General features: G+C 69.1%; 10 protein-coding genes. 7 read left to right on the top strand and 3 right to left on the bottom strand.

Annotated features, from left to right (window positions below):
- Positions 1 to 133: 133 nt before the first annotated feature.
- The 7 genes from DX914_RS04605 to DX914_RS04575 all read left to right on the top strand — a co-directional run bounded on the left by DX914_RS04605 (position 134) and on the right by DX914_RS04575 (position 7,314).
- The gene (locus DX914_RS04605; RefSeq protein ID WP_115857864.1) at positions 134 to 1,144 is read left to right on the top strand and encodes an amidohydrolase family protein; all 1,011 of its coding nucleotides are present in this window, start codon (positions 134 to 136) and stop codon (positions 1,142 to 1,144) included.
- 67 nt (positions 1,145 to 1,211) lie between these two features.
- Entirely contained in the window at positions 1,212 to 2,498 is a 1,287-nt protein-coding gene (gene kynU / locus DX914_RS04600; protein WP_115857863.1) for a kynureninase, read from the top strand.
- A gap of 51 nt (positions 2,499 to 2,549) precedes the next feature.
- A complete protein-coding gene (locus DX914_RS04595; RefSeq protein WP_331250636.1) occupies positions 2,550 to 2,789 on the top strand; it encodes a GIY-YIG nuclease family protein in 240 nt (79 codons plus the stop codon).
- Positions 2,790 to 2,938: 149 nt separating this feature from the next.
- Positions 2,939 to 4,306 carry an FAD-dependent oxidoreductase gene (locus DX914_RS04590; protein ID WP_115857862.1) on the top strand — a complete coding sequence of 456 codons (1,368 nt, stop codon included), beginning with the start codon at positions 2,939 to 2,941 and terminating at the stop codon, positions 4,304 to 4,306.
- Positions 4,307 to 4,312: 6 nt separating this feature from the next.
- Positions 4,313 to 5,758: an exodeoxyribonuclease I gene (sbcB, locus tag DX914_RS04585; RefSeq protein ID WP_115857861.1), complete on the top strand. Its 1,446-nt coding sequence runs from the start codon at positions 4,313 to 4,315 to the stop codon at positions 5,756 to 5,758.
- A 69-nt stretch (positions 5,759 to 5,827) separates the two neighbouring features.
- On the top strand, positions 5,828 to 6,514 hold the full coding sequence (locus DX914_RS04580; protein ID WP_115857860.1) for a DUF2461 domain-containing protein: 687 nt from the start codon (positions 5,828 to 5,830) through the stop codon (positions 6,512 to 6,514).
- 239 nt (positions 6,515 to 6,753) lie between these two features.
- On the top strand, positions 6,754 to 7,314 hold the full coding sequence (locus tag DX914_RS04575; protein WP_115857859.1) for a DUF2939 domain-containing protein: 561 nt from the start codon (positions 6,754 to 6,756) through the stop codon (positions 7,312 to 7,314).
- Positions 7,315 to 7,320: 6 nt separating this feature from the next.
- On the opposite strand, the gene DX914_RS04570 is transcribed toward DX914_RS04575, so the two are convergent.
- From DX914_RS04570 to DX914_RS04560, 3 genes are all read right to left on the bottom strand, one after another.
- Positions 7,321 to 8,226 (bottom strand): 5'-nucleotidase, encoded by a 906-nt coding sequence (locus tag DX914_RS04570; protein WP_115857858.1) that lies wholly within the window; start codon positions 8,224 to 8,226, stop codon positions 7,321 to 7,323.
- Between the two features lie 142 nt (positions 8,227 to 8,368).
- Entirely contained in the window at positions 8,369 to 9,139 is a 771-nt protein-coding gene (locus DX914_RS04565) for an NAD kinase (protein ID WP_115857857.1), read from the bottom strand.
- A 216-nt stretch (positions 9,140 to 9,355) separates the two neighbouring features.
- Positions 9,356 to 14,353 carry an NAD-glutamate dehydrogenase gene (locus tag DX914_RS04560; RefSeq protein WP_115857856.1) on the bottom strand — a complete coding sequence of 1,666 codons (4,998 nt, stop codon included), beginning with the start codon at positions 14,351 to 14,353 and terminating at the stop codon, positions 9,356 to 9,358.
- Positions 14,354 to 14,373: the final 20 nt, after the last annotated feature.

Below are 14,373 nucleotides of genomic sequence, written 5' to 3'. Positions count from 1 at the left end.
CAAAGGGGGAGTACCAGCACGAGCGTCGCCGGCAGCCCCCTTTGAAAAAGGGGGGCTAGGGGGGATTTGCTTTTGCTTTACCGTTGCCGCGCCGCACCGTGCCCGCCCCCGGCCCCTCGGCTAAACTCGGCCCATGCTGAAGATCGACACCCACGCCCATTACCTGCCCCGCGACTGGCCCGACCTGGCGCGCAAGTACGGCGACGACCGCTTCCCGGTCATCCACCACACCGACGACGGCCGCCACCGCATCTACAAGGACGGCAAGTTCTTCCGCGAGATATGGTCCAAGACCTGGGACCCGCAGGAACGCATCGACGACTACGCACGGTTCGGCGTGCAGGTGCAGGTGATCAGCACCGTGCCGGTGATGTTCAGCTACTGGGCCAAGCCGCACCACGCGCTGGAACTGCACCAGGCGCTCAACGAGCACATGGCCGAGGCCTGCCGCGCCTATCCGCGCCACTACGCCGGCATCGGCACCGTGCCGCTGCAGTCGCCGCGGCTGGCGGTGCAGGAACTGGAGCGCTGCATGGACCAGCTCGGCCTGCAGGGCGTGCAAATCGGCAGCCACATCAACGACTGGAACCTGGACGCGCCGGAACTGTTCGAGTTCTTCCAGGCCGCCAGCGACCTGGGCGCGGCGATCCTGGTCCATCCCTGGGACATGATGGGCGCGACCAGCATGCCCAAGTACTGGCTGCCCTGGCTGGTGGGCATGCCCGCCGAGCAGTCGCGCGCGGCCTGCTGCCTGGTGTTCGGCGGCGTGCTCGAACGCCTGCCCAAGCTGAAGATCTGCATGGCCCACGGCGGCGGCAGCTTCCCCTACACCATCGGCCGCATCGAGCACGGCTTCAACATGCGTCCGGACCTGGTCGCCACCGACAACCCGCGCAATCCGCGCGACTACCTGGGCCGGATGTATTTCGATTCCTGGGTCGCCGATCCGCGCGCGCTGCAATACCTGATCGACACCTGCGGCGTGTCGCGAGTAATGCTGGGCACCGACTACCCGTTCCCGCTGGGCGAACAGGTACCCGGCGCCGGCATCGCCTCGCTCACCCTGGGCGAAGCCGAACAGGCGCGGCTCTACCACGGCACCGCGCTGGAATGGCTGGGCCTGCCGCTGTCGCGCTTCGCCTGAGCCGCGTGCCGCATCCTCCTTCCACGACCCTCGCGCGCTCGCGCTTGCGCCGACTCCCAGACATCCCATGACCGATCCGCACTCCCCGCAACACGCCCTGGCCCTGGACGCCGCCGATCCGCTGCCGACCCTGCGCGGCGAGTTCCTGCTGCCGCGTCACGGCGACGGCGAGCAGGCCTATTTCGTCGGCAATTCGCTGGGCCTGCAGCCGCGCGGCGCGCGCGCGCATGTCGAGGAAGTGCTGGACAAGTGGGCGCACGAAGCGGTGGAAGGCCATTTCACCGGCCAGGCGCAGTGGATGCCCTACCACGAGCTGGTGCGCGAGCCGCTGGCCCACGTGGTCGGCGCGCTGCCGTCGGAAGTGGTGGCGATGAACTCGCTGACCGCCAACCTGCACCTGATGATGGTCAGCTTCTACCGGCCCACGCGCGAGCGCCCGGCAGTGCTGATCGAATCCGGCGCGTTCCCGTCCGATCGTTACGCGGTGGCCTCGCAGGTCGCCTTCCACGGCTACGATGCGGACGTGGACCTGATCGAGCTGCAGCCCGACGGGCCGGACGGCCTGTTCTCGATGGCCTCGATCGAACGCGCGATCGCGCAGCACGGCTCGCGTCTGGCGCTGGTGCTGTGGCCGGGCGTGCAGTACCGCACCGGCCAGGCCTTCGACCTGGCCGAGATCGCCCGGCTCGCGCATGCGCAGGGCGCGGTCTGCGGCTTCGACCTGGCCCACGGCGTCGGCAATCTGGAGTTGCAGTTGCACGACAGCGGCGCCGACTTCGCGGTGTGGTGCCACTACAAATACCTCAACGCCGGTCCCGGCGCGGTCGCCGGCTGCTTCGTCCACGAGCGCCACGCGCGCAGCGAGCGTCCGCGCTTCGCCGGCTGGTGGGGCCACGACCAAAGCACGCGCTTCCGCATGGGCCCGCAGTTCGAGCCCACGCCGGGCGCCGAGGGCTGGCAGCTCAGCAACCCGCCGATCCTGGGCCTGGCGCCGCTGCGCGCCTCGCTGGACCTGTTCGACCGCGTCGGCATGAACGCCTTGCGGGCCAAGTCGCAGCGCCTGACCGGCTACCTGGAAACGCTGATCCGCGCGCGCCTGGCCGACACCTTGCAGATCCTGACCCCGGCCGACCCGACCCAGCGCGGCTGCCAGCTGTCGCTGCGGGTGATCGGCGGCCGCGGCCTCAGCGGCCGCGCCGCCGGCCGCGCCCTGTTCGACGACCTGGCCCGCCAGGGCGTGCTCGGCGACTGGCGCGAACCCGACGTGATCCGCATCTCCCCCGCGCCGCTCTACAACACCCACGCCGACGTGCTGCGCTTCGTGCATGCGGTGGAGCAGTGGCGCGGAAATTGAGCCTTAAACGCCGTCATTCCCGCGAAGGCGGGAATCCAGAACGAGGCCGACATGCCGAAATCTCCCGCTGTCTACCTATTGGCCAGCGCGAAGCGAGGCACCTTGTACATCGGCGTTACCTCAGACCTGATCCAACGCATATGGCAACATCGGGAACACGCCGTCGAAGGATTCACTGAACGTCATGAGGTAACTCGGCTGGTTTGGTATGAGTTGCACGAAACCATGGACAGCGCCATTACCCGTGAGAAGCGACTCAAAAATGGAACCGGGAATGGAAGATCCGGCTGATCGAGGAAGCCAACCCGGATTGGCGGGACTTGTGGCAGGACCTCGTAGGTACCGGCTGAAGCTACTGGATTCCCGCCTTCGCGGGAATGACGGTATCGGAGGCACGGCGCGGAACCGGATCGCAGTCAGCGCACCGCAGGAATAGGACCTTGAACGCATCCACCTCCAAGCGCATCACCCTCATCGGCGCCGGCCTGGCCGGCGCCTTGCTGGCCACCCTGCTCGCCCGCCGCGGCTGGGTCGTGGACGTGTACGAGAAGCGCGGCGATCCGCGGCTGAAGGGCTACCAGGGCGGGCGCTCGATCAACCTGGCCTTGGCCGAGCGCGGCCGCCACGCGCTGCGCCTGGCCGGCGCGGACGAGGCGGTGATGGCGCAGGCGGTGATGATGCGCGGGCGCATGGTCCACTTCCTCGACGGCCGCTGCGACCTGCAGCGCTACGGCCGCGACGACAGCGAAGTGATCTGGTCGGTGCACCGCGGCGAGCTCAACCTGATCCTGCTGCAGATCGCGCAGGAAGCCGGTGCGAACCTGCACTTCCACCGCGGCCTGGCCGAAGTGGATTTCGATGCACGCATCGCCCGTTTCGCCGACGACCGCGACGGCAGCCTGCATGAGGCCGCCTTCGACAGCCTGGTCGGCGCCGACGGCGCCGGCTCGGCGCTGCGCGCAGCCATGAGCCGGCACGCCGACCTGGGCGAGCGCACCGAGTTCCTGGGCCATTCCTACAAGGAACTCGAGATTCCGCCCACGCCCGACGGCGGTTTCAGCATCGAGCCCAATGCCCTGCATATCTGGCCGCGCGGCCGCTACATGTGCATCGCCCTGCCCAACGACGAGCGCACCTTCACCGTCACCTTGTTCCTACCCAACGAAGGCGAGCCCAGCTTCGCCAGCGTGCGCGACGGCGCGCAGGCGCGGGCCTTGTTCGAGCGCGATTTCGCCGACGCGCTGCCGCTGATCCCGAACCTGGAGCAGGACTTCGAGCGCAATCCTGCCGGCCTGCTCGCCACCCTGTACCTGGACCGCTGGTACCTGGACGAGCGCGCCGTGCTGCTGGGCGACGCCGCCCATGCGATGGTGCCGTTTCATGGTCAGGGCATGAACTGCGCCTTCGAGGATTGCGTGGCCCTGGCCCAGCACCTGGAGCGCGGCGACGACCGCGCCGCCGCCTTCGCCGCCTTCCAGGCCCAGCGCCTGCCCAATGCGCGGGCGATCCAGGCCATGGCGCTGGAGAACTACCTGGAAATGCGCGACCGCGTCGACGACGACGACTATCTGCTGCAGCGCGCCCTGGAGCGCGAGCTGGCCGAGCGCCACCCCGACCGTTTCATGCCGCGCTACGCCATGGTCACCTTCCACCGCATGCCCTACGCCACGGCCTTCGAGCGCGGCCAGGCCCAGCGCCGGCTGCTGGTCGATCTCACCCGCGGCCACGACCGCCTGGACAGCCTGGACTGGAACGCGGTCGACGCCGAAGTGCGCGCGCGGCTGTCGCCCCTGCCCGCGGACGACTGAGCGCGCATGGCCGCCAGTTACCTGTTCTACGACCTGGAAACCTACGGCGCCGATCCGCGCACGACCCGTATCGCCCAGTTCGCGGCGATCCGCACCGACGCCGAGCTCAACCAGATCGAAGAGCCGATCAGCGTCTTCGTCAAACCCGCCGACGATCTGCTGCCGTCGCCCGGCGCCACCCTGGTCACCGGCATCGCGCCACAGGACGCCCTGCGCGACGGCATGACCGAGGCCGAGGCCTTCGCCCTGATCTATGACGAGATGGCGCGACCGCAGACCTGCAGCCTGGGCTACAACTCGCTGCGTTTCGACGACGAGTTCGTGCGCTACGGGCTGTTCCGCAACTTCTACGATCCTTACGAACGCGAGTGGCGCAACGGCAATTCGCGCTGGGACCTGCTCGACGTGCTGCGTCTGGCGCACGCGCTGCGCCCCGAAGGCCTGGTCTGGCCGCAGCGCGAGGACGGCGCGACCTCGTTCCGGCTCGAACACCTGGCCCTGGCCAACGGCGTGCGCGAAGGCGACGCCCACGAGGCGCTGTCGGACGTGCGCGCCCTGATCGGGCTGGCGCGCAAGTTCAAGGCCGCGCAGCCGCGCCTGTGGGAATACGCGCTGCGCCTGCGCGACAAGCGCTACGCCGCGGGCCTGCTCGACATCGCCCACATGACCCCGGTGCTGCATGTGTCGCAACGCTATCCGGCGCAGCGCCTGTGCGCGGCCGCGGTGCTGCCGATCGCGCGCCATCCGCGCATCGACAGCCGGATCATCGTGTTCGACCTGGACCAGGAACCCGACGCGCTGCTGCAGCTGAGCCCCGAGGCCATCGCCGACCGCCTGTACACGCCCAGCGCCGACCTGCCCGAGGGCGAAACCCGGGTGGCGCTGAAGGAAGTGCAAACCAATCGCTGCCCGGCGCTGATCGCCTGGAACCATCTGCGCGAGGCCGACTTCCAACGCCTGAACATAGCCCCGGAAGCGATCGAGCGGCGTGCCGCGGTGCTGCGCGCGGTGGGCCCGGCCTTGGCCGACAAGGTGCGCCGGGTGTTCGACGCCCAGGACGAACGCGGCGCCAGCGATGCCGACGCCTCGCTCTACGACAGCTTCATCGGCGACGGCGACAAGCGACTGTTCGCCCAGGTGCGCACCACGCCGCCGCCGGCGCTGGGCAGCACCGAATTCGGCTTCCGCGACGCGCGCCTGCCGGAACTGCTGTTCCGCTACCGCGCCCGCAACTGGCCCGACAGCCTCAGCGCCGAAGAGCGCGCACGCTGGGACGACTACCGCCGCCGCCGGCTGTATCAGGACAACGGCCTGGCCGAATACAACTTCGAGCGCTTTCACGCCGAACTCGCGCAGCAACGCGCCACCCACGCCGGCGACGGCACGCGCTTGGCCCTGCTCGATCGCCTGGAAGCCTGGGGCCGCGACATCGACGCCGACCTGCAACAATAGGTGAAGAACCGCCCCGCAACGAACTGCTAGCCTCTATCCACTGCCTCCTATTCGCTGACTCCCAGCCCCATGGCCCGCTATTTCTCCGACGCCAGCTTCAAATTCCTGCGCGGCCTGGCGCGGCACAACGAACGCCCCTGGTTCCTGGCGCACAAGGCCGAGTACGACGAGCAGGTGCGCGCACCGTTCCAGCGCTTGCTGACCGACCTGCAGCCGGTGCTGGCCGGCGTCAGCGCGCACTACCGCGCCGAGCCCAAGACCGTGGGCGGCTCCTTGTTCCGGATCCAGCGCGACACGCGCTTCGCCAACGACAAGACTCCGTACAAGAGCTGGCAGGGCGCGCGGCTGTTCCACGAACGCTCGCGCCAGGTCGAGGCGCCCTCGTTCTACCTGCACCTGCAGCCGGGCAACTGCTTCATCGCGTCGGGGCTGTGGCATCCGCAGCCGGACACGCTGCGACGCATCCGCCATTTCATCCTCGACAATCCCGGCAGTTGGAAGGCGGCCGCGCACGAGCCCAAGTTCCGCCGCCGCTTCGATCTGGACGAGGACGAGATGCTGACCCGGATGCCGCGCGGCTTCCCCGACGATTTCGAATTCGCCCAGGACCTCAAGCGCAAGAACTTCGTCGCCCTGCGTGCGATCGAGGACGAGACCATGACCGGGACGCGTTTGCTCAAGACCCTGGAAACAGACCTGACCGGCCTGGCGCCGTTCACTGACTATCTGTGCGCGGCGCTGGACCTGGAGTTCTGACCTCGCTTCCCGCCTTGGGGTAGGAGCGGCGTGAGCCGCGATTTCCGCCACATCGCGAAAGGGTGCGGTCGCAGCTTGCGCAGCTCCTACAGGGGGATTGCGGGCTTGCGACGTGGTTGGGGGGGCGCGGTCGCGGCTCACGCCGCTCCTACCCCAAAGCCAAAGCGGCGGCGCAGGCGGTTCAAGCAAGCCATCGGCCTCGGCGTTAAGCTGAAGCCCCACCGCGCGGAAGTCCCGGCATGAAGAAGTGGATCGCCCTGCTCGTCCTGGTGCTGGCTGTGCTGCTCGGCTACGTCGCGGCAGGGCCCTACCTCACCGTCAACGCGATCCGCAAAGCCGTGCAGGAGCAGGACACCACGGCGTTGAACAAGCATGTCGACTTCCCCGCGCTGCGCCTGAGCCTGAAGGCGCAGGTGCAGGACTATCTGGTGCGCGAGGCCGGCGTGGAGATGCAGGCCAATCCTTTCGGCGCCCTCGCCTTGCGCCTGGCTGGCGGCCTGGCCGGCGGCGCGGTCGATGCGCTGGCCACGCCGGTGGGCATAGGCGCGGTGCTGGAAGGCCGCAACTTCTACAACCGCCTGGGCGGCGGTGGGCGCGGCCAGGACGTGTATGCGCCGAACGTGCCGGCCGATCCGCTCAAGGACGCCAAGTACGGCTTCGAATCGCCCTCGCGCTTCACCGCCACCGTGCGCAACGCCGACGGCGACCCGGTGGTGTTCGTGCTCAGCCGCTACGGCCTGAGCTGGAAGCTCAGCGACATTCGCTTGCCCTTGGGCCAGGCGGAACCCCAGGCTCAGTAAAACCGCTCAACGATTCGCCACGCCGTGCGGCACGTGGCCAGCAGCGACATGGTCGCGCGCCGAGACGATATTGTGCTCGGAGTCGTCGAAGAAGATGTCGGCGCCGAAGGCCTCCAGGAACGGGCCCTTGGCGCGGCCGCCCAGGAATAGCGCCTCGTCCAGGCGGATGCCCCACTCGCGCAAGGTGCGGATCACGCGCTCGTGCGCGGGCACCGAACGCGCGGTCACCAGCGCGGTGCGGATCGGGGCGGTCTGGCCGGTGGGGAACGCGGCCTGCAAGCGGTGCAGCGCGTCCAGGAAGCCGCGGAACGGGCCACCCGACAGCGGCTCGCCGGCGTGGTCGCGCTCGTGCTTGGCGAAGGCGGCCAGGCCGCCCTCGCGCGAGACCCGCTCGCCTTCGTCGTCGAAGATCACCGCGTCGCCGTCGAAGGCGATGCGCAGCTGGTCGTGGCGCTGCTGCGGCGCCTTGGACGGCCACAGCGTCGCCGCGGCCACGCCGGCGGCCAGCGCGTTGCGCACGTCCTCGGCATTGGCCGACAGGAACAGGTCGGCGCCGAAGGGCTTGATGTAGGGGAACGGCGGCGCGCCGTTGCTGAAGGCCGCGCGCTTGATCGACAGGCCGTGGTGGGCGATGGAATTGAAGATGCGCAGGCCGCTGTCGGCGGAGTTGCGCGAAATCAGGATCACCTCCACCCGCGGCGCCTCCGGCGGCGCGCCCTCGTTCAGCGCCAGCAGCTTGCGCACCAGCGGGAAGGCGATGCCGGGCGCGAGCAGGTCGTCCTCGTGGTCGCGCTGGAAGTTGGCGTAGGCATCCAGCCCCTCGCGCTCGAACAGCGCGTGGCTCTCCTCCATGTCGAACAGGGTTCGCGAGGAGATCGCTACGATCAGGGGGTCGGCATCGCGGTCGGGCATGGGGCTATTGTGCCTCGGGCCGGGTCTCAGCGCTTGCGACGCGCGGAAGTGCCCGGCTGGCCGAGCCGTTGACGACGCATGGGCCTCGATTGAGGGATGGCGGTCGCGGCTCACGCCGCTCCTACCCCAAAGCAAAGCGCGATCAGCCGCTGGTGAACTGCTCGATCAGCATGCGTTCTTCCAGGTTGTGCTCCGGGTCGAACAGCAGGGTCACGGTGCGGTCGCGCGATTCGCGGATGGTCACCTCGACCACGTCGCGCACCTCGTGCGAATCGGCGGTGGCGCTGACCGGGCGCTTGTACGGGTCGAGCACGCGGAAGCGCACTTCGGTGTCGGCCTTGAGCAGCGCGCCGCGCCAGCGCCGCGGGCGGAACGCGGCGATCGGGGTCAGCGCGATCACCGACGAGCCCAGCGGCAGGATCGGGCCGTGGGCGGAGAAGTTGTAGGCGGTGCTGCCGGCCGGCGTGGCGACCAGCACGCCGTCGCAGATCAGCTCGTCCAGCCGGGTCTGGCCGTTGAGATCGATGCGCAGGTGCGCGGCCTGACGGGTCTGGCGCAGCAACGAGACCTCGTTGTAGGCCAGCGAGCCCACGGTGGCGCCGGACTCGGTCTGGGCGACCATTTCCAGCGGCCGCAGCACTGCCGGTTCGGCCGCGGCCAGGCGTTCGAGCAGGCCGTCGCCGTGCTGGTTCATCAGGAAGCCCACCGTGCCCAGCTTCATGCCGTACACCGGTTTACCCAGGCTGCCGTGGCGGTGCAGGGTCTGCAGCATGAAACCGTCGCCGCCCAGTGCCACCACCACGTCCGCGTCCTCGGGCGAGTGCTGGCCGTGGCGCGCGGTCAACTCGGCGAGCGCGCGCTGCGCGTCGTCGACGGGGCTGGCGAGGAAGGCGATGCGGGGCGTGGCTGTCATCGGCGAGTCCTGGCGGATGGCGAGACCAGCATAACCCGAGGCCAGTGCGTTGCGGATGACGGGCGCTTGCGCAGACGCAAACGCTTTGGGGTAGGAGCGGCGTGAGCCGCGACCCGCGTCGCTTCGGCGGCTACGCGGTCGCGGCTCATGCCGCTCCTACCCCAAGGCAGGTAAAGCAATGCGCCCCTTCCCGCGTACGGGAAGGGGCGCGGGCGATCAGCCGCGCGACGCCAGCTGCGACAGACGCTGCACCGCGACCGAGGCGGTCGGGTAGTCCAGGCTCTTCTGCGCGGCCAGTTCGTTGAGCATGGCCAGGGTGAAACGCAGCGACTGATCGTCGCGCTCCAGCCAGTGCTTGACCTTGGCTTCGGCGTTGGCGCCCGGCATCGACAGGACCTGGCCCACCAGCACGCGCTGCTGGGTCGCCAGTTCCTCGCGCAGCACGCCGCGCGCGACCGCGTGCCAGCGGCCGTCCACCACCAGGGCGTCGATCTGCTCCTGCAGCCAAGGCAGGCGCAGCGCCTCGCCCAGGCGGAAGTGGACCTTGGCCACGTCGGCCGGCTTGAGCTTGCGCTCGCGCGCGACCTCGATCACGTCGCAACTGGGCTCCAGGTACGGCAGCGCCGCCAGCTGGTCGGCCAGCGCCGCCGGCACGCCCTTGGCCAGCCAATCCTTGAGGCTGGCCTCGTAGGCCGGCCGCTCGCCGTCGCCGAGGATGCCCTTGCCGGCGCGGATGTCCTTGAAGCCGTCGTGGTAGCGCGCCACCGCGGTGGCGATGTCGGGGATCGCGCCGGGGCGCGACAGCAGCCAGCGGGTGAAGGAGCGCTGCAGGTTCCAGATCACCTGCAGGGCGTCGATCTGCACCGCCTCGGCGACCTTGCCGTCTAGCGCGTCGATCTGCGCCCACAGCTCGCGCGCATCCAGCGTTTCGCGGGTGATGGTGAAGGCCTTGGCGACCTCGCCCGGAGTGCGGCCGCTGTCTTCCTGCATGCGCAGCAGGAAGGTCGCGCCCATCCGGTTGATGGTGGAGTTGGTGACCGCGGTGGCGATGATCTCGCGCTTCAGGCGGTGGTTCTCCATCGCCTTGGCGTACTTCTTCTGCAGCGGCTCGGGGAAGTAGCGCACCAGTTCCTTGGACAGGTACGGGTCTTCGGGCACGTCCGATTCCAGCAGCTGCTGGAACGCGACCAGCTTGGAGTAGGACAGCAGCACCGACAGTTCCGGACGGGTCAGGCCCAGGCCGCGCGCCTTGCGCTCGGCGATCTCGGCATCCGACGGCAGGAACTCGATCTGGCGGTCGAGCAGGCCCTGCGATTCCAGGGTGCGGATGAAGTGCTGCTTGGAACCCAGGCGCGAGCGGCTCATCCGCTCCATCAGGCTGATCGCCTGGTTCTGGCGGTAGTTGTCGTTGAGCACCAGCGCCGCGACCTCGTCGGTCATCGAGGCCAGCAGCTTGTTGCGCTCGGGCAGGGTCAGCTTCCTGGTCTGGACCTGGCCGTTGAGCAGGATCTTGATGTTCACCTCGTGGTCGGAGGTGTCCACGCCGGCGGAGTTGTCGATGAAGTCGGTGTTGAGCAGCACGCCGTGCAGCGCGGCCTCGATGCGGCCCAGCTGGGTCAGGCCCAGGTTGCCGCCCTCGCCCACCATCTTGCAGCGCAGCTCGCTGCCGTTCACGCGCAGGGCGTTGTTGGCGCGGTCGCCGACGTCGCTGTTGGACTCGCTGCTGGCCTTGACGTAGGTGCCGATGCCGCCGTTCCACAGCAGGTCCACGGGCGACTTCAGGATCGCGCTCATCAGCTCGGCCGGGCTCATCGCCGTGGCCGCGCCGTCGATGCCCAGCGCGGCCTTGATCTCCGGCGACAGCGGGATCGACTTGGCCGAACGCGGGTAGATGCCGCCGCCCTTGCTGATCAGCTTGCGGTCGTAATCGTCCCAGCTCGAGCGCGGCAGCTTGAACATGCGCTCGCGTTCCTTGAACGTCTTGGCCGCGTCCGGGTTCGGGTCCAGGAAGATGTGGCGGTGGTCGAACGCCGCGATCAGGCGGATGTGCCTGCTCAGCAGCATGCCGTTGCCGAACACGTCGCCGGACATGTCGCCGATGCCGACCGCGGTGAAGTCCTGGGTCTGGCTGTCGCGGCCCAGCGCGCGGAAGTGGCGCTTGACCGACTCCCAGGCGCCCTTGGCGGTGATGCCCATGCCCTTGTGGTCGTAACCGACCGAGCCGCCGGAGGCGAAGGCGTCGTCGAGCCAGAACTTGTGCTCGGCGGCGATGCCGTTGGCGATGTCGGAGAAGGTCGCGGTGCCCTTGTCGGCGGCCACCACCAGGTAGGGGTCGTCGCCGTCGTGGCGCACCACGTCCAGCGGCGGCACGATCTTGCCGTCGACGATGTTGTCGGTGATGTCGAGCAGGCCGTTGATGAACATCTTGTAGCAGGCGATGCCCTCGGCCAGCACGGCATCTCGGTCGCCGCCCGCCGGCGGACGCTTGGCGAAGAAGCCGCCCTTGGAGCCGACCGGCACGATCACCGTGTTCTTCACCATCTGCGCCTTGACCAGGCCCAGCACCTCGGTGCGGAAGTCCTCGCGGCGGTCCGACCAGCGCAGGCCGCCGCGCGCGACCGGGCCGAAGCGCAGGTGCACGCCTTCCACGCGCGGGCCGTAGACGAAGATCTCGCGGTAGGGCTTGGGCTTGGGCAGGTCCGGCACCAGGGCCGAGTCGAACTTGTAGCTGACGTAGCCGCGCTCGCTGCCTTCGGCGGAACGCTGGTAATAGCTGGTGCGCAGGGTGGCGTCGATCGCGCCGATGAAGCTGCGCAGGATGCGGTCCTCGTCCAGGCTGGAGACGCGGTCCAGCAGGCCCTTGAGGGTGCTGCGGGTGGTGTCGATCTGCTGCTCGCGCTTGCCGTTGCGGGCGTCGATCACCGGCTGCAGCGCGGCGAGCACGGCCTCGTCGCCGCCGGCCAGCGCCTGCAGTTGCTGGGTGAAGCGCTCGATGCCGGACTTGATCTCGGCCTTGCTCTCCTTGCCGGTGCAGGGGTCGAAGCGGGCTTCGAACAGCTCCACCAGCAGACGCGCCAGCAGCGGATAGCGGAAGAAGGTTTCTTCCACGTAGCTCTGCGAGAACGGCACGCCGACCTGCAGCAGGTACTTGCAGTAGGCGCGCAGCATCGCGACCTGGCGCCAGGACAGGTTGGCGGCCAGGATCAGGCGATTGAAGCCGTCGTTCTCGGCGTTGCCGCGCCAGATCTGCGCGAACGCGTCCTCGAAGGTCTCGTCCAGGCGGCTGACGTCGACTTCGGCGCCGACGGTCTCGACCTCGAAGTCCTGGATGTACATCGGCGTGTCGCCGGCGGTCAGGCGGTAGGGGTGTTCGGAGATCACCCGCAGGCCCATGTTCTCCATCATCGGCAGCGCGTCCGACAGCGGAATGTCGTCGTGCATGCGGTAGAACTTGAAGCGCAGGCCACCCTCGCCGCTGCCGATGCGGCGCAGGTTCAGGCGCAGGTCGTCCGGACCGGTCAGCGCGGCCAGGTGCTCGACGTCGTTGGCGGCGACCGCGGCCGACACCTCTTCGACATAGCCGGCCGGCAGCGCACGGCCGAAGCGGTTGACCAGGGCCAGGCCCTGCTGCTCGCCATGGCGCGCCACCAGGGCCTCGCGCAACTCGTCGCGGCGGTCGCGCACGATCTGCGCCAGCTCGGCCTCGATCGCGGCGTTGTCGACCTGGATCGCCTCGCCCGACTTGGGCCGCACGATCAGGTGCAGCTGCGCCAGCGGCGACTCGCCGATGACCACGGTGGTGTCGACCTGCTCGCCGTGCAGCATGCGCTTGAGCATGGCCTCGATGCGCAGGCGCACGTCGGTGTTGAAGCGGTCGCGCGGAATGTAGACCAGGCCGGAAAAGAAGCGGCCGTAGCGGTCGCGGCGCAGGAACAGCTTGCTGCGCACGCGCTCCTGCAGGCCGAGGATGCCCGAGGCGGTGCGCAGCAGTTCGTCCTCGCCGGACTGGAACAGCTCGTCGCGCGGCAGGGTTTCCAGGATGTGGCGCAGCGCCTTGCCGCTGTGGCTGTCCGGGCTCAGGCCGGACTTGTCCATCACGTAGGCGTGGCGCTGGCGCACCAGCGGGATGTCCCAGGGGCGGCGGTTGTAGGCGCTGGAGGTGTACAGGCCGATGAAGCGCTCCTCGCGCACCGGCTTGCCCTCGGCGTCGAAGCTGAGCACGCCGATGTAGTCCATGTAGCCCGGGCGGTGCACGGTGGAGCGGGCGTTGGTCTTGGTCAGGATCAGCGCGTCGACCGAACCCGACTGCGGCATGTAGTGCGCCGCCAGCGAGGTCAGCGGACGCGGCTTGCCGGTGTCCTGGCCGCGCAGCAGGCCCAGGCCGGTGCCGGCCACGGCGCGCAGCACTTCCTGGCCGCCCTGCTTGACCACTTCGTACTCGCGGTAGCCCAGGAAGGTGAAATGGTTGTCGGCGGCCCAGCGCAGGAATTCCTGCGCCTCGCGCCGGCCTTCGTCGCCGACCGGCAGCTTGCGCGCGCCCAGCGCATCGGCCACGTCGCCCATCTTGTCGCGCATCTGCGCCCAGTCGCGCACGATCGCACGCACGTTCTCCAGCACCGCCTCCAGGGCGCGCTGGATCTTGGGCATGGCTTCGGCCGGCTGGCGGTCGATTTCCAGGTGCATCAGCGACTCGGCCACGCCCTCGCCCACGGCCACGATCTTGCCGGCCTTGTCGCGGCGGAAGGTCACCACCGGGTGGCCCAGCACGTGCACGCCCACGCCGTGCTCGGCCAGGGTCATGGTCACCGAATCGACCAGGAACGGCATGTCGTCGTTGGCGATCTGCAGCACGGTGTGCGCCGATTCCCAACCGTGGGTCTTGATGGTGGGGTTGAACAGGCGCACCAGCGCCTTGCCGGTCTTGCGCGAACGCGCGAACTCGAGGAAGTCGCTGGCCAGCGCGGCCCAGCCGTCGGCGCTGTGCTGGGGCAGCTCGTCGCCGCTCATGCGGCGGTAGAAGGCCTGGGCGAAAGCCTCGGCCTCGGCATGGCGCGTCTTGGGCAGGCGCTTGCGCATCGCTTCGATGATCGGGTCCAGGGACACCGCGTCGGTCTTGGCGGCACGCTTGCCGGCGGACTTCGCGGACGCCGGCTTGGCAGCCGGTTTCTGGGTGGCCTGGACGGTCGGTTTCGCGGCTTTGGGTTTGCTGCTCATGGGAACTTTCGTAGGTCCGA

This window comes from Lysobacter silvisoli (assembly GCF_003382365.1).
GTDB classification, from domain to species: domain Bacteria; phylum Pseudomonadota; class Gammaproteobacteria; order Xanthomonadales; family Xanthomonadaceae; genus Lysobacter; species Lysobacter silvisoli.
Note: the sequence above shows the minus strand (reverse complement) of the source record. Positions and strands in the feature narration are given on the sequence as shown.